The sequence below is a fragment of the Paenibacillus sp. FSL F4-0100 genome, from assembly GCF_037993005.1.
Taxonomy (GTDB): domain Bacteria; phylum Bacillota; class Bacilli; order Paenibacillales; family Paenibacillaceae; genus Paenibacillus_AQ.
Window position 1 is genome coordinate 3428382 of the sequence record NZ_CP150303.1, and the last position, 15963, is coordinate 3444344.

15 protein-coding genes are annotated in these 15963 nt (G+C 45.8%); all 15 read left to right on the forward strand.

Annotated features, from left to right (window positions below; translation table 11 throughout):
- Window positions 1–21: 21 nt before the first annotated feature.
- The 15 genes from MHH48_RS15575 to MHH48_RS15645 all read left to right on the forward strand — a co-directional run bounded on the left by MHH48_RS15575 (window position 22) and on the right by MHH48_RS15645 (window position 15836).
- Window positions 22–846 carry an ABC transporter substrate-binding protein gene (locus MHH48_RS15575; RefSeq protein ID WP_083659689.1) on the forward strand — a complete coding sequence of 275 codons (825 nt, stop codon included), beginning with the start codon at window positions 22–24 and terminating at the stop codon, window positions 844–846.
- 17 nt (window positions 847–863) lie between these two features.
- Window positions 864–1439, forward strand: a complete 576-nt coding sequence (locus MHH48_RS15580; RefSeq protein ID WP_083659690.1) for an extracellular solute-binding protein — start codon at window positions 864–866, stop codon at window positions 1437–1439.
- Window positions 1432–2313: a sugar ABC transporter permease gene (locus tag MHH48_RS15585; RefSeq protein ID WP_076323204.1), complete on the forward strand. Its 882-nt coding sequence runs from the start codon at window positions 1432–1434 to the stop codon at window positions 2311–2313. The genes MHH48_RS15580 and MHH48_RS15585 overlap by 8 nt, the downstream gene beginning before the upstream one ends.
- A 17-nt stretch (window positions 2314–2330) precedes the next feature.
- Window positions 2331–3209, forward strand: coding sequence for a carbohydrate ABC transporter permease (locus MHH48_RS15590; protein WP_076323205.1), 879 nt, complete (start codon window positions 2331–2333; stop codon window positions 3207–3209).
- Between the two features lie 24 nt (window positions 3210–3233).
- Window positions 3234–4376 carry a biotin/lipoyl-binding protein gene (locus MHH48_RS15595; protein ID WP_083659691.1) on the forward strand — a complete coding sequence of 381 codons (1143 nt, stop codon included), beginning with the start codon at window positions 3234–3236 and terminating at the stop codon, window positions 4374–4376.
- A gap of 218 nt (window positions 4377–4594) precedes the next feature.
- Window positions 4595–5050 carry a hypothetical protein gene (locus tag MHH48_RS15600; protein ID WP_076323207.1) on the forward strand — a complete coding sequence of 152 codons (456 nt, stop codon included), beginning with the start codon at window positions 4595–4597 and terminating at the stop codon, window positions 5048–5050.
- Window positions 5051–5126: 76 nt separating this feature from the next.
- Window positions 5127–6014: a YwqG family protein gene (locus MHH48_RS15605; protein WP_076323208.1), complete on the forward strand. Its 888-nt coding sequence runs from the start codon at window positions 5127–5129 to the stop codon at window positions 6012–6014.
- A gap of 27 nt (window positions 6015–6041) precedes the next feature.
- Window positions 6042–6770, forward strand: coding sequence for a class I SAM-dependent methyltransferase (locus MHH48_RS15610; protein ID WP_076323209.1), 729 nt, complete (start codon window positions 6042–6044; stop codon window positions 6768–6770).
- A gap of 261 nt (window positions 6771–7031) precedes the next feature.
- Entirely contained in the window at window positions 7032–7520 is a 489-nt protein-coding gene (locus tag MHH48_RS15615) for an RNA polymerase sigma factor (RefSeq protein WP_340390694.1), read from the forward strand.
- On the forward strand, window positions 7487–8467 hold the full coding sequence (locus tag MHH48_RS15620) for a hypothetical protein (protein ID WP_076323211.1): 981 nt from the start codon (window positions 7487–7489) through the stop codon (window positions 8465–8467). The genes MHH48_RS15615 and MHH48_RS15620 overlap by 34 nt, the downstream gene beginning before the upstream one ends.
- A 63-nt stretch (window positions 8468–8530) precedes the next feature.
- Window positions 8531–8869, forward strand: a complete 339-nt coding sequence (gene ytxJ, locus MHH48_RS15625) for a bacillithiol system redox-active protein YtxJ (RefSeq protein WP_076323212.1) — start codon at window positions 8531–8533, stop codon at window positions 8867–8869.
- Between the two features lie 40 nt (window positions 8870–8909).
- The gene (locus MHH48_RS15630) at window positions 8910–9242 is read left to right on the forward strand and encodes a thioredoxin family protein (RefSeq protein WP_076323213.1); all 333 of its coding nucleotides are present in this window, start codon (window positions 8910–8912) and stop codon (window positions 9240–9242) included.
- Between the two features lie 98 nt (window positions 9243–9340).
- Window positions 9341–9760, forward strand: a complete 420-nt coding sequence (locus MHH48_RS15635; RefSeq protein WP_076323600.1) for a GNAT family N-acetyltransferase — start codon at window positions 9341–9343, stop codon at window positions 9758–9760.
- Window positions 9761–10268: 508 nt separating this feature from the next.
- The gene (locus tag MHH48_RS15640; protein WP_256720568.1) at window positions 10269–12053 is read left to right on the forward strand and encodes a HAMP domain-containing methyl-accepting chemotaxis protein; all 1785 of its coding nucleotides are present in this window, start codon (window positions 10269–10271) and stop codon (window positions 12051–12053) included.
- Between the two features lie 54 nt (window positions 12054–12107).
- Window positions 12108–15836: an amino acid adenylation domain-containing protein gene (locus MHH48_RS15645; protein WP_256720569.1), complete on the forward strand. Its 3729-nt coding sequence runs from the start codon at window positions 12108–12110 to the stop codon at window positions 15834–15836.
- Window positions 15837–15963 lie beyond the last annotated feature (127 nt).

Genomic DNA, 15963 nt, shown 5'->3' on the forward strand with positions numbered 1-15963 from the left:
AACGATGAGGAGAATCGTCATATGAAGAAAATCGGGTTAGGATTATTGGTTAGCTGTTTTATAGCCTTCTCTTTAACCGCTTGCGGTAGTGGAAGCCCAACAGGGGCAGCATCATCAGCGGGAACCAGCGGCGGCAATGAAGCGTCCGCAGGTACAAACGACGGTGGTTCGGTGCAGAGCACAACTCAGAATGATGAATCAGCCTCCGGTGGCAAAAAGACCATCGTCTTTTCGATGTTTTTCCCAGATGAACTGTTTCAGGAAGCAAAGAAGAATTACGAACAGCTTCATCCGAATATCGAAATCAAGCTGCAGACGGGTTATACCGACGATTCGCACATGGAGGCGGATGAGGAGAAGTTCGTCAAGAATACGAATACGGCGATGCTGGCAGGCAAAGGCCCCGATCTGCTCCAATCGGCTGAATATGTGAATATTCTGCCTACTGATAACTACGTTAAACATCATCTGCTGGTTGATCTCGGTGAATGGATGGACAAGGATTCCACCTTCCGAAAGGAAGATTATTTCGGTAATATCCTGGACAATTCTCGAACCGGCAAAGGACTTTACAGCATGCCGCTCGCATTCTTTCTGGAAGGCTTTGCCGGAGATGCAGATGCCATCGCGCAAACCGGGATTCAGATTAACGACAAAACCTGGTCCTGGAACGATTTTATAAATACCGCAAATCAGCTGGCGGCGGCTTCCAAGGTATACCCATCAGCGCTGGTATCTGGTGGACCCGAAAACCTGCTGGCAGACATTGCACTTGACAATTATTCCTTATTTGTGGATACGGAGAGCCGCAAGGCCAATTTCGAATCGGCCTGTTTACCGGTCTGATGAACCAGGTGAAGTCCATGTACGACAATCATATCGTGACCACGGATCCTCGGAGCAAGGCTTATTTCAGAACCATCCATATCAACTCTCCTTGGGACTATCTCGTATCTCTAAGGGAATACGGCGAGAATATGAAGTATTACATGAAGCCTCATGCCCAGGAAACGACAGCCGGCGGTTATTTCCGGCCTTACAAGAGCATTTCCATGAATGCGAACTCCAAAGTGAAGGAGGAAGCGTGGGATTTCATAAAATTCATGATGTCCGGAGAAATCGAAACGCCTTCCACGAAGGCAGGATTTCCGATCAACAAGAAATCATTTGCCAATCAGATCAAGCAATTGAAGGAAGAAGGTACGGTTAAAGCCTATGAGGAAGGCCCGCTGCAAGGAATGGCGATCAAAGTCGATCAGGCCAAGCTGGACCAACTGGAGAGTTTGGTGGGTGGAGCCACTCATCAGGTCGAGTACAAGTCCGCCAAAGTGAATGACATCATCGTAAATGAGTCCAAAGCCTTCTTTGCCGGACAGAAATCCGCAGATGATGTCGCCAAGCTCATCCAGAATAAAGTTATGACCTATCTGAATGAATAGAAGAAGTTTAAGGAGATGGATACGCAAAGACGGGATGAAGGCTTTATGGTTCTTGGCTCCCAGCCTGATCGGCTTTGCATGCTTTTATATTATCCCGTTCATAATGGGCATTTACAAATCGTTCACGGACGGTTCATTGGGGGGCACATTTGTTGGCCTCGATAACTACAATGAAGTGCTAAGCAGCGGCTCCTTCCACAAGGCATCGGTAAATATGCTGATTTTTACCGGCATTGGCGTTCCGCTCGTCATCGCGTTGTCGCTCATTCTGGCATTACTGCTGAATCGGCCCTTGTTTATGCGCAATTGGCTTCGAACCTCCTTTATTATGCCGCTTGTCGTACCCGTCGCCTCCGTTGTGATGATCTGGCAGATCCTCTTCGATTGGAACGGAACCTTAAATGCATGGCTGCACCATTTCCATAAAGAGAGGATCGACTGGATGCAATCGGATTGGTCGATGAGCGTGGTCATCCTCATGTATTTGTGGAAAAACATCGGCTACAACATGATTTTATTTCTGGCCGGACTTCAATCCATTCCGAAGGATTATTACGAGACGGCACGTGTTGAGGGCGCGGGGCGGATCCGTCAGTTGTTTCACATTACGCTAATCTATTTGACGCCTACAATATTCTTTGTCGTGCTGATCTCCATCATCAATTCTTTCAAGGTCTTTCGGGAGACGTATCTGCTTGCAGGCGATTATCCATATGACCGGATCTATATGATGCAGCACTATATGAACAACATGTTCTCCTCGCTTGATATTCAGAAGCTGACGGCTGCAGCCACTCTGATGGTCGGCTTCATCGTCATTCTGGTGATGGGACTATTGAGCGTTGAGCGCCGATTTCGGGATAACTTGGAGTGATCAAAGGGAGGCTCATCATGAAAAATACACGGTGGATTCCAAAGCTGGTACTTACGCTGCTGCTCGGATTGTTAGCCGTTGTCATGCTGGTACCGATTCTGCTTACCTTTACGAACTCCCTGATGACGGAGCAAGAGATTGGGCGGAATTACGACCTTCTGGGGCAGATGATCGACGTTGCGAAGGGTGGCAAGGACGCGTTCGTCAATCTGAAGATTATTCCTGATTGGCTATCCTTTGGACAGTATGCCGAGGTACTGGTTCTAACCACAAAATTTCTAAGGATGTTCTGGAATTCCGTCGCCTTGGTCGTGCCGATTGTTGCCGGACAGGCGGTCGTCGCCTCGCTTGCGGCTTATGCCTTTGCCAAACTTCGCTTCATCGGAAGGGACAAGCTGTTCATGCTTTATTTAATGACCATGCTTATGCCGTTTCAGGTAACGCTTGTTCCGAATTATATTGTTATAGACAAGCTTGGACTTATGAACCATACCGCCGCCATTATTTTACCTGGCATCTTTGGAGCCTTTGGCGTCTTTATGATGCGACAATTCATGGCCCATATTCCCGGAGCGTATTCTGAAGCGGTCATGATGGACGGTGGAGGAGCATGGGTCATCTTCTGGCGTATTATCCTGCCGCTGGCGAAGCCTGGTCTGGCCGCGCTGACGGTTCTATTGTTCGTCGATTATTGGAACATGATCGAGCAGCCGCTCATATTTTTGCAAGATTCCTATAAACAGCCGCTGTCTCTATATCTTGCACAGATTAACAAAGACGCACTGGGAATCGGTTTTGCCGCATCGGCATTGTATATGGCACCTATGATTCTGCTATTCCTGTATGCCGAGTCTTATTTTATTGAAGGCGTTCAATTGTCGGGCATAAAAGGTTAGTTTCAGTACTAGGAGTGATGGATATTGGAAGAGGTAATTTCCCGGTCAAGAAAACGCAAGGTTAGCATAACAGCCGGACTGTTCACAGGTCTTCTGCTTATACTGACTTTTGCAGGTAACACCCTACAAGCCTTGACGCTGCCTAAGGTAGTGATTACATCGGTAAACAAAGGCTCGCTGGTTCATTCCTATGTCGGCCGATCGACGATAAATCCAAAGGAGGAGAGGGAACTTATCCATCCTTCGGGCTGGAAAGTCGATAAGGTGCTCGTTAAAAAAGGTGAGATGGTGCGTAAAGGACAAGTTCTTATACAATATGATGGCAGTGAGGTTAAGCAGCAGATTACTGTGGAGCAGTCTGCTCTGAAGAAGCTGAATCTATCCATGGAACTTCTCGAATATAATGTCATTCAAGCGATGCAGGAAGAAGATGAGTCTCTTCTTATAAGTGCCACAAGCGCGTTCGAAACGGCAAAGCTTGATATTGCTGCACAACAGCAGCAGATCGAGAACCTGAAACATACGCTTTCAGTTAATCGGCAGATGGTAGCCCCTTTTGACGGTATCGTTATAGAGATTGGTGCGATGGAGGGATTAGGTTCTACCGGGAAACCGGATATCACGATGAGCCATTTGGCAAAAGGGTATGGGTTAGAAATGTATGTACCGTCAGGTATCGCTGCCACGCTGAGCGTAGGGGATGTTCTGGATAACATCATGCTTGAAGGCAAGGAAGAACCATCAATTACGGGTGAGATTGAAAGGATAGAAGAGGATATGAACTCGCTCAGTCCCGATGTTGACGAAGACGCTGAGAAATCAAGCAGTTCCATGACACGTTTGTTCGTTAAACTAAAAGGGAGTGGGCTATCCGGTGGCGAACAAGTGAGGATCAGTATAGTCAAAACTAAGAGCAGCGAAGGGATCCTCATACCGAATAAAGCCGTTCACAAGGACAGCGAGGGCGCTTATGTCTACACCATAAAAGAAACACAAGGCCCTCTCGGCAATGCATATTATGCTGTTCGCACGTCAATTCAAATTACCGATTCCAACAGCCATACCACCTCCGTTGTCGGTGGTCTGTTCGATCAACAGGAAATTATCGTGGACAGCAGTGATCTTATTATGGATGGAGCGCGTGTCAATGTATATAACCAAAACTAACAACGGGATGTCGCCAGCCAGAAAAATAGTTGACAGTACAAACCAAAAGATGTTAAATTATCCGGCAACCAAAGCATGGTTTATGGGGTTTATATAGTGATAGGTGCTAAGCTTATAATGAGGGGAACTTATTTATTATATATGTGCAATGGAGGGGGATATGAAAAATACGCTTATGAAAAAGCCCGAATTCCTTAGGTTTTCAGGACGGAATCGTGATGAGTGACAGGTCATGGCGAGTCTTTTTTGTTGTGGTTGCATTGATCGTACTGACTGGAGTCGTCTATTCATTGATTCAATCCAGTACTTCCTTTAAAGAGTTGATGAGCGATCAGGTTTATGATACAGAGAAGATTAGTTACATAAGAATTGAGAAAATGGGCAGACCATACGATGATGAAAATAGTGTGGAAATTACCGACCCGGCCACTATTGATCGCATCATCAACGGCTTCTCCAATGCGAAACTATGGAGGACCGAAAATTATGCAAGAGGTATGATGTATAGTATATGGGTTAACGTCGAATATACTCCTTTTTCTATATATTATACGGAGCCCGATATCATACGTATTAATCCAAATAGAGGTGGACATAAGAAATACTCCTGGAACTACAGGATCACTAATGGCTATGACAAGTCGATCATTGAAGATCTCTTTAAGGAAGAGTAGAGGAAGATCACGATTCCCGGACATTATCGTAATTCTCATAACATTCTAATTTATTGAAAAGAAGAGGAACTAGACTATGAAGTTAAATGAACACAACTTGATCAAGATGCAAAATATCATCCAAGAGCACGAATTTGAACATGCAGCAGACTATTTGATCGAACATACTCGGCAAGGCATGCGTTTATCCAAACAGGGAGAGGAGGACTATGCCGGCTCGTGCAATTCACGGATTGGTGGAGATCCCGATCTTCCTGAAGGAATGGAATGGCCGCTGGCTTCGAATGGAACACCGATGACGTTTTTGGCACAGCTGCAGTTGAGGGATTTGGCAGCTCACGACGCCACGGCTTCACTTCCGCACAGCGGAGTGCTGTATTTCTTCGTTGGCGTTGATGAACCTGCTTATAACATTGAACACCGGGTGCTGTATCTGGCCGAGGATCAGACAGCGGCCGCTAGTCGATGCCGGGCGCCTGAGGGAACTGCATTAGATGGAGAATTCGCAGGCTACCGTATTGAAGCAAGAGCCACACTTGAGCCCCCGAATTACGCTTATGTGGATGATGAGCTTGTCGAGGATGATGAGCATGATTTTGAATCTTACGAGGATCTGTGTCATCAATTGACGGGGCAGGATTCTGACGACATCGCGACGATCTTTGGCTACCCTTCTACCCAGCATGGAGATTGTGAGCACGAGGCTGCTTTAATGCTGTTAACGGGATCAGAATACAATTACTCCATGGAGGCGGCTGTGCAGCAGATTACCGATCATTGCGGCGGCAACGCGGAACAGGCCCAGCAGGAGATTCGGGATACACTGCTGCTGCTGGCCATCGATTCGGACGACGAGATAGGATTTTGCTGGTGGGATGCGGGTGAACTGCAATTTTTCATCCGAAAAGAGGACTTGCTGGCCAGAAATTTCGAACGCACGTATTGTTCGCTGTACTCAAGCTGAGCACAATATATGGGGGGGGGATGATCCATGAAGGAGAAGGTCATTGAGGCATACGATAAGCTGGCTGGAGACTACGAAAGACATGTGGATTCGCAGAGCGGGCATAATGCTTATTACGAAAGGCCAGCCATGCTCAAAGTGTTACCGGCGGATATGGAGCAAATGACCGTCCTAGATGCTGGTTGTGCCGCAGGATGGTATACGGAGCAATTTATTATACGAGGGGCCAGGGTTACAGCGGTTGATCTGAGCCCGGCGATGGTACAAGCCTGTAAGAGACGAGTCGGCAATGAAGCGACTGTATTTGCATGCGATATAACCGAAGACCTGCCCTTTGAAGATGAGGCGTTTGATCTTATCGTAAGTTCATTGACGCTTCACTACATCGAGGATTGGACGCCGACCTTTCGCGAATTTCAGCGAGTGCTGAAACCTGGTGGAAGTTTGATTTTCTCCGTTCATCATCCTTTTATGGATGTTAAACATTTTGACCGACCAGACTACTTTGCCCGTGAGTTATTGACGGAGGTTTGGAACAAACAGGAGTCTGGACCCGTAGAGGTTACTTTCTATAGAAGACCGATTCAAGAAATCATTAACGTAACTTCATCTCGGTTTAGAATCGAACAGATCGTTGAGCCGCAGCCCAGTTTAGCGCATAAGGACAATCCGGAAGCTGCGGAATGGGTGGCCAAATGGTTTGATCGCCTGATGAAGAACCCTCATTTTCTGATTGTGAAAGCTAATAAATCGTAACTTGGAATCCATACATATTCATAGGGGAACCGCGTCCATCGCGGTTCTTTTTGTGGTCATATGGCCTCGCCATATATTTAATGGGCCGATTATTCCGAATGAAGTCCGCTTTTCGTTTGCTGCATGGTTATATAGGTATCCAAGTTTCAGGAGAGGAGGGGAAGGATCATCAACGCTGAAACGATTGAAGAATATGTTCAACAGACTCAGGATGGGCATGCAGAGGCATTTATTCCTATCGTAAGTGAGTACCAGCGCCAAATGTATATTTACTGCTGCCGACTACTGGGTAGCGAACAGGAAGCAGAGGACGCAGTGCAGGAAATCTTCTTGAAGGCATACAAATCGATCACAAAGTATAAGCCTTCGGTCAGCTTTAACGCATGGTTATATAAGATCGCTTACCATCATTGTCTGAATGTAATTCACCGGCGGCAATTATCACAGAAGCTGGGAAGATTGTGGAAAGGACAGATTTTCGCCGAAAGCGCAGAGCAGGAGTATTTAAGAGGGATATTCAGCGAACCGCTAAGGAGAGCCCTGGTGGATCTTACGGTGGAGGACAGAAGCTTATTAATTCTGTATGCATTTCACGACAAGTCGTATGCAGAAATAAGTGAAATAACAGGAAAGACATCGGAAGCCGTCCGAAAAAAGATAACCCGAATCAGAATAAAACTGAAGGATGCCATGAATAAATGGAAGGAGGAAGAACAATGGGAAGCATCGTTGATCCAATCGAAGAGTTGAGGCAGCATTCTGTACCGGACAGTCATTTTCGTGATGTTGAATTTGTTTCAAGAGTCAGACAACATATTGAGGACGAGCAGCATAAAAGTCGTTCAGGATTCCGATCTTTCAAGCGTAAAACCGTATTGTCTATCATGATTTCGTCTGTATTACTAGTCTCGTTCACTGCATATGCAGCAACCGGACATATTCAAATCTTTAATAGCAAAGGTGAAATTGTTCTAAAAACAGCCCATCCGTCGTCATCAGGGCTGCCAGCCAAACTAAGCAATCTTCTGGAGGAATACAGGACGAGAGTAAAATCCATGCTGAAGCCCGGAGAGCTGGCCGCATATTACATCAAGGATGATTACATAAATAAGGACAACGGATATGACACTGTGAATCCTATAAAATTTGAATATCAACCGATAGACTATCTTTCCTATGAAAATTTTCAAAAGGAACTTGTTCGTACCTCGGCACCCATCCTAGAGGTGCCTGGTAATCTTCCCAAGGGTGTGAAATTCGCGTATGGTCAAGTTTTTCCTTTTGGACCGGCACCTTCAGGAGAAAAGGATCGTGTAAAATACGTAGAATTAGAACAAAGATTGATGAATGAGGCCAATTCATCCAAGAGTGGAGATAAGCTGTTTGTAGAGAAGCTGGATTGGTCGAAGGCCTTCAACTCCATTGTATACCTATCCGATGGCAAGAGCAGCACGGCTGTATCGATCATGGCAGCGTATGGTCAAGGTGCGAGCTTAACGAAGTCTCTTGATGCCTCTTCCGAGAAAGTACAGCTGAAACATGTAGAGGCCATTTACCTCCATGATGAGGCAGATGGTGATAGTATCAGTTGGTATGATAGTAAACAAAACATCGTATATACCATTATGGTAAATGTAAAAGGTCTGATGACTAAGAATGACCTGCAGGCAATGGCAGAGAGCATGATTATTGACTAATGAGATGGATTTGAAATAGGATTAAAGCAATGAGTTATATCACATCAAAGGGGAGAAAATCACATGCAATGGAATGAAATTACGACAATAGAAGAATGGGAAACGATTCTGAAAAAATCTTCCGAGCGCGGCCAAGTTATTTTGAAGCATAGTACGACTTGTCCGGTTAGCTCTAATGCTCTTTCGGAGTTTGAATCTTACTTGAAAAAGGCGCCAAACGGCGATGTGGATTACACACTGGTTAAAGTCATTGAATCCCGCCCGGTTTCCAATAAAATTGCCGAGGATTTGAACGTAAAGCATGAATCGCCGCAAATTATCTACGTGAAGGATCAAGCGAAATATTGGACAGCTTCACACTGGGCGGTTACGTCTGCGCACATATCAGCGGTATTAGACTGAATATCGGCATAGAGCTATTCATGAAAGTAAGGTGCAACAGATGAAAGAAATGGAAGAACTAACGTCGATAGACGCCATAGAACGGTTTATTGACAACCACACGTTCAGTTTTTTATACGTATCGAGACAAGATTGCAGTGTGTGCCATGCCATATTACCCAAGCTAAGAGAACTGTTAGACTGGTTTCCGCGCATTTCATTGGGACATATCCAGGGCGAAGCAGTAGGGGAGATAGCCTCAAGATATTTGATTTTCACGGCACCGGCCCTTCTCTTGTTTGTCGAAGGAAAAGAGCTTCTGAGAGAAGATCGATTTGTACAGTTTGGCGCGTTAGAACGGAAATTGGAAAACTTGATGGATCTCCTTAGCTAGCTGCCTTTGTATCGAGTCATGATGGTATGAAGCTGAACTTATGAGTATAATAATTATTTAGGAACGTATCTTCTTGATTGAAAGCGAGTGTGGAGTATTTGAAGATAAGAGAGGCTAAGCTTGAGGATTACCCTGTGCTTAGGGAAATATTCTTGGCATCACGACGTGAAAATTTTCATTGGGCGGATGCAAACGAGATGGCGTTGGGCGATTTTGATAAGCAAACGGAAAAAGAATTTATACTATTGGCAGAGGAAAATACGATTATCCATGGATTTACTGCGCTATATTTGCCAGACAACTTTATCCATCATTTATTCGTTCACCCGGATCATGCTGGCAAGGGAGTGGGCAGACAATTGCTTGATGCTGCGATTGAGAGCATGAGAAAGCCGATCCGATTGAAGTGTGTATCCGCAAATCACAAGGCGCTGAAATTCTACGAAAACAACGGCTGGGAAAGAGTGGTTGAGGAAGAGAAGCACGGCGAAAAGTATTGGGTTATGGAATTCAGATAACGCTTAGAAGAAAACTGGGAAACCAGTATTCAATGCAATTAATACTGAAGAGGGCCGCGTAAATCGCGGTCTTTTTGCATGCTCAAAATGATAGGAAACTACGTGCTGATTTCAAAAATTGAAGGAACATAAAAATTCGATTAATTGTCGAAAACAGGGATTTTTTTGCAAGTTGTTGTTACTAAAGTATTAAAAATATTCGGATAAATGCCGATCTATAAATAGTACAAAAGATGCAATGGTTATGGAATCATAACGTGAATATGGATCTATTGAACTGGAATTTCACTTAACAAGACCATTTTGTGAAGTGAGCCTATGTCAGAATATTGATGGAGGGAGAACGCGGTTCATTCAAGATGAACATTTTTGAAAAATGTAATGTATTCATGAAAGATTGCGGAAATATTCAATGTTTCCAGGAAAGTAGGTGATGCGAACAGGTTCGCTAAAGAGATCCCTATTTTATATGGAAAATACATAAGAGATATCAAAGGAGAGACACCAAGTGAGTAACCAAGTGAGTGAGCCAAAAACGTTCTCAAAAGGACTGCGTTTTAAAAATCTGAGTATTGTTAAAAGAAACATGTTATGGACGAGCCTGTATATCATTATTACGGGTGTCATCGTGATTGGTTCAAGCTATTATATCCAGGACAGCGTACTAACGAAGCAGCTGCAATCCGATTCGGGAAAAATTATGGATACCTTGGTTAAGTCCGTATCGCTGGAAGATGCTCAAGCGGTGAAAGGCCAAACCGACCGCAATGCGGATATCCAAAAAAAACTTACTAAAACGTTTGATGAACTATCCCTAAGTCATCCCAACATTGCACAAGGCTATATATTTGGACCGGAGCTCGAGGATGGCAACAAGACCTCGATTATTGCCATGCCAACGGCAGTGCTTGATATGTTTGCCGAAGAAGACTTGAATCTGGGCGACTTATACGAACAACCGGAGATCCATGCTGACGCCGTGAGAGAGATGCTGAAAACGAAAAAAACCGTCTACACCAAAGGCTATAAAGATAATTATGGTACCTGGATCACCGTGCTGTATCCTTTCCAGGATGCCAGCGGCGAAATTTTTGCTTACATGGGGATCGATGTGGATGCAAGCTTAATCGCTTCCGGGAAACAGGCATTGATCACCAATACGGTTTTTGCGCTGCTGATTACCTTGCTGATTGTATTAGCGCTGCAGTACTTCACCATTAGACGTACCTTCGCACCGATCCAAGCATTAATGGGGGCGCTGGACAAGCTAAGCAAAGGTGACTTTACCGTCCAATTAAAAGCTAGCGATGATGAGCTGGGGCAGGTCAATGCCAAGTTCAATACGACCGTTAATCAAATTAATGAACTTGTCACAACGATCAAAACGGTATCGGAGCACTCTGCAGAGCAGTCTAAATTCCTCTTCTCGGCTGTGGAAGTCAATAATAACAACTCTTCCGCTATTACTAAAAATATGGAGGAAATGTCGGAACGAGTCGCGCTGCAGAGCACTTCCATTACCGAAAGCGTGGTTTCGCTTGAGGAAATCTCATCTGGCGTATCAACGATTGCCGGCAATACATCGGATCTTTCCGAGATATCCGTGCACATGAAGGAGCAATCGGAACGCGGTAATCAAAATGTGGAGCAGGTGATCGAACAGATGAATTCGATTGATCATTCGGTCAAAAACTCGGTGAATATCATCGAAAAGCTGCAGAACCGTTCAAATGAGATCGGTCAGATCGTGCAGGTAATTACCGAAATTTCCTCTCAGACAAATCTGTTATCACTTAATGCCGGTATCGAAGCGGCAAGAGCGGGCGAAGAGGGCCGCGGTTTTGCTGTGGTTGCCAGCGAAGTTAAGAAACTTTCGGAGGAATCAAGAAAATCCGCAGACCAAATCATTGAATTGGTTCGATACATTCAGGATGAAACGGCATCTGCGGTAGAAGCCATCAGCGAAGGGGAACAAAACGTCGCCAAGGGAATTGAGGTTGTCAAAGAAACCGGTGAGCTGTTTAAAGGCATGCTGGTGGCAACCGATACAGTGACCAGTCAAATTCAAGAGGTGTCTGCAGCTACCCAGCAAATGGTTGCCGAGACCGAACAGATTACGGCAGCGATTAAACAACTGGCTGAGCTCGCAGAGAGAAACTCGTCCGTGTCGGGTGAGATCCGGATTAGTAGCCAGGAACAGCAGGCATCCTTTGCCAAAGTTTTCGAGTCTGCGGAGCAGATTAACCAGGTTTCCGCTGAGCTGGAGGCCCTTGTAAACAAATTGCATGTGTAGTGTGTAGTACTACGAGGACAGAAACAGTAGAGAAAAAAGATGGAGCTGAAACCTTTGAATACAACATTGATGATCGAACAAGGCAAAGAATATTGGTTGAATGAACTGCAGCTACCTTTACCGGGATTCTATCTGTACACCGATGGTCCAGCGCATCTTCAGCAGCAAGAGCTTGATCATACGGCGATTAATCTTCGTATCGAAACCGGTAAGATCAAGCGGTTCCGCGATTCATATGACATGAAGGCATGGATGCTCACAAGCTATGTCGTATTTCTGTACCGAATGACGCACGATACCGATTTGCTGATCGGCGTGAACAATGAGATGGGCAATCTCCTTCCGCTGAGAGTTAACTTAAGCGGTAGCGATTCATTCGCACAGATTTATGAGCAAGTTTCCGCCAAAATGGAGCAGATTGAAGGAAGCAGCTTTTCGCTTGAGGATATAGAAGGCTTCACCGGTCAATCGCTCACTCTCCAAACGGTCTATGGAAGTAACGGGAAGGGTTATGCCTATAGTTCCAGCGGGCTGAACTGGATGGTTCAGGAAGAGAAGAAGGACGAGTGGACACTCTATGTATCCTATGCACGGCCTTTGTATAAAGAAGAAACGATCGAAAAATTCAGCAGGCATTTTGAGCTGCTTGCTTGCGCGGCTCTTGAGCATGCGGACATGCCGGTTAGCCGTTTGCCTATGCTTACTGATGAGGACCGGAACGCGTACACGATTCTCAATGACACGAAGCAGGAGCTGCCGGAAGATCCTACCATTGTGTCAATGCTTGCTTCCATTGTGAAGAAATTTCCGGAGAGAATTGCACTATCGTCGGATCATGAGCAAGTCACGTATGAACAGCTTGACCGGTTGTCAAACCAAATCTCACATATGCTTCTAGACAAGGGGCTGCGTAAAGGCCAATTCGTCTCGATATTTATGAAGAGAGGCCTGGATACGGTTGTAAGTATGCTCGGTGTGCTCAAGGCCGGTGGAGCCTATATCCCGCTGGATCCATCACATCCAGATGAACGAAATGCCTATATTATCGAGGATACCGAATCGGCGATCATTCTTACACATCAGGATTTCACAGCAAAGCTGGATGGGCTCCTGGCAGGTTTTCAACCGAAGCCAGAATACTTCTGTCTTGATGATAAATTCCTTTCGTACTCGGATGAAGCCTGTGGCGTTCGCGTTGAAGGTGATGATTTGGCATACATCATCTATACCTCCGGTTCAACAGGCAAACCGAAAGGGGCCTTAATCGCCCATCAAGGCGTCGTGAACTTGGCACTGGCCAATCAAGAGAAATTACAGATGAGTGAACAGGATATCATTCTTCAATATTCCACCTTCAGCTTTGATGCTTCCGTTTACGATATATTCGGATCGCTGGCTTGCGGTTCACGACTGCATCTTCTCTCCGATGAGCAGCGTTTCTCCATAGACGCCTTTACGGAGGCTGTGGCAGAAACCAATGCAACGCGTGTCGCGATACTGCCTACGGTGTTTTTTAATCAATTGGCAGCGTATTTGCCTATGGAAGATACTCACAAATACCGTAATATCAAAACGATCGTGGTTGGTGGGGAAGCACTGGCCGGAGAAACCGTTCGTATGTTCCAGAAGAAGCTGCAGATTCCAATCGTGAATCTATACGGCCCAACGGAAACGACGGTTGTAGCAACAGGGCATGTCGTGAATTATGCGGTTCCGGACGATCTGGCCACCGTGTATATCGGGACGCCTTTTGCCAACTATGAATTGTATATTGTGAATGAGCATAATGAGTTATGTCCAACTTGCGTAACCGGAGAGCTGCTGATCTGCTCGATCGGCGTAGCCAAAGGGTATCTGAATCAGCCTGAGAAAACCAAAGAAGCCTTCATTCTGGATCCGTTAACACCAGAATCTGGTAAACAATACTACCGTTCCGGAGATTTGGTTCGCCTGCTGCCGAACGGACAAGTAGAATACCGGGGACGAAAAGATTCACAGGTGAAGATCAGAGGCTTCCGGATCGAGATTGGAGAGATCGAGGATAATCTGGCGAAGCATGAACGCGTAAAGGACATCGCGGTCATTCCGAGAATTGACGAGGACGGAACCAAAATGTTAGCGGCATTCTATACAACCCATGATGGACAGGCAGCTTCCGCTAAGGATTTGGTGCAATTTTTAAGTCAGAAAGTACCTAGTTACATGGTTCCTAAATACATGTGTTTTGTAGAAGAGATGCCACTATCCCCGACCGGTAAGATTGATCGTAAGAAGCTGGCATTGTACGAATTGTCGATGGAGATGGAAGAGGATGACTCCCACTACGAGGCACCGGTTAATGATATTCAGCGGGATATTGCTGCAGCCTGGGAAAGAGCACTCGGACAAACCAAAATCGGCATCCATGACGATTTCTTCGATATTGGCGGGTATTCTCTGAAAATCCTGGAGATTCTAGTGCTTCTTAAGCCGCAATATCCACAGTTGAAGATCAATGATTTCTTTGTTTATCCGACGATTGTAAAATTGGCGGAGAGAGTAGAGGAACTGGGTCAGCAGACGATTCCATCCGATCAAACAGAGAATAGGGATCTTCCTATTCAGGATTTGGCTGAGTATCCAATCTCATTCCCTATCAACCAGGGTTCGGGACAACCCATCTATACCCAGCAGCATATTTTGCTGACTGGCGCGACGGGATATTTGGGATCACATCTGCTGAATGAACTGCTGAAACAATCGACCGCTACCGTGTACTGCCTGGTTCGACCGTCGAAGCTGATGGAGCCCTATGCTCGCCTTGAGCAGATCATGACCGGATATTTTGGCGAAGAGGTCAAGACTCGTATGGATAAAAGGGTGATCGCGATTCAGGGCGACTTGGAGCAGGAGTTTCTCGGGCTCGGAGCCCAAGACCGTGCATTGATTGAAGCGCGCATCGATTCCATCATTCATTGCGGAGCTGAAGTGAAGCATTTTGGCGATTCCGACTATTTTGCCAGAGTCAATGTGGAGAGTACGGACCGCCTGTTGGCTTTGGCTCAGAGAAGACCGCATATCCGCTTCCACTTTATATCTACGCTTGGGATCCCTGAAGATTTGGCACTGGGTGGTCAATGGGATGCCATCGTTGCCGGAACGGGATATGAAGAGTCGATCATCGAGAATGTCTATACGAACAGCAAGCTGGAGGCAGAGAAGCTGGTCATTAAAGCCGGTGCAGATAGAGGAATCCCGGCCGCGGTTTATCGCGTGGGGAATCTGTCTTGTAACTCGGAGAACGGAATATTCCAGAAAAACATCGACAACAACGCTTTTTACCGCATGCTGAAAGCGATGCTGCTGTTGAAGAAAGCGCCTGGCGTGAGATGGGAAGTGGATATTACGCCGATTAACTATGCCGGGGAGGCCATTACCGCTCTGCTGCTTCAACAAGAAACGGTTGGGCGAGTGTTCCATATCTGCAACCCGGTTGCCATTCCTTATGAGGACATGGTGGAGCATTTTAAAGCCTATGGATATGACATTTCAGTGACGGACTGGAAGGCATACGAAGCATGGTTATTGGATCCGCAGCAGCCGAAGAATAAGGAAGGCCTTGAGCTGGCGATGGCACAGTTCGAAGGCGACGGAGCGAAGAATTCCATCTACCGGTATACTTGTCCGCAAACATCGGAATTCCTTAAGCACACGGGAGTAAAATGTGCTGTACCGGACAAGCTGTTATTTGAAAAAATGATAGAGTATGCCACTGGTATTGGATATTTCGTGAAACCGGAGTAACGATATGTAGGCAAGAAGCATGAAACCGCGAGAAGCTCTCGCGGTTTTTTTGTGGTCAGGATCAGGCATCGCTGGCAAATATTTTTTTTGAAACGTGAGTGTGGTACGATCATACTGATTTAAGTCC

What these genes read in the sequence shown, in the direction of transcription:
- MHH48_RS15575 (WP_083659689.1), top strand. Translation starts at nt 22, where the DNA reads ATGAAGAAAATCGGGTTAGGATTATTGGTTAGCTGTTTTATAGCCTTC.
- MHH48_RS15580 (WP_083659690.1), top strand. Translation starts at nt 864, where the DNA reads ATGTACGACAATCATATCGTGACCACGGATCCTCGGAGCAAGGCTTAT.
- MHH48_RS15585 (WP_076323204.1), top strand. Translation starts at nt 1,432, where the DNA reads ATGAATAGAAGAAGTTTAAGGAGATGGATACGCAAAGACGGGATGAAG.
- MHH48_RS15590 (WP_076323205.1), top strand. Translation starts at nt 2,331, where the DNA reads ATGAAAAATACACGGTGGATTCCAAAGCTGGTACTTACGCTGCTGCTC.
- MHH48_RS15600 (WP_076323207.1), top strand. Translation starts at nt 4,595, where the DNA reads ATGAGTGACAGGTCATGGCGAGTCTTTTTTGTTGTGGTTGCATTGATC.
- MHH48_RS15605 (WP_076323208.1), top strand. Translation starts at nt 5,127, where the DNA reads ATGAAGTTAAATGAACACAACTTGATCAAGATGCAAAATATCATCCAA.
- MHH48_RS15610 (WP_076323209.1), top strand. Translation starts at nt 6,042, where the DNA reads ATGAAGGAGAAGGTCATTGAGGCATACGATAAGCTGGCTGGAGACTAC.
- MHH48_RS15615 (WP_340390694.1), top strand. Translation starts at nt 7,032, where the DNA reads ATGTATATTTACTGCTGCCGACTACTGGGTAGCGAACAGGAAGCAGAG.
- MHH48_RS15620 (WP_076323211.1), top strand. Translation starts at nt 7,487, where the DNA reads ATGGGAAGCATCGTTGATCCAATCGAAGAGTTGAGGCAGCATTCTGTA.
- ytxJ (WP_076323212.1), top strand. Translation starts at nt 8,531, where the DNA reads ATGCAATGGAATGAAATTACGACAATAGAAGAATGGGAAACGATTCTG.
- MHH48_RS15630 (WP_076323213.1), top strand. Translation starts at nt 8,910, where the DNA reads ATGAAAGAAATGGAAGAACTAACGTCGATAGACGCCATAGAACGGTTT.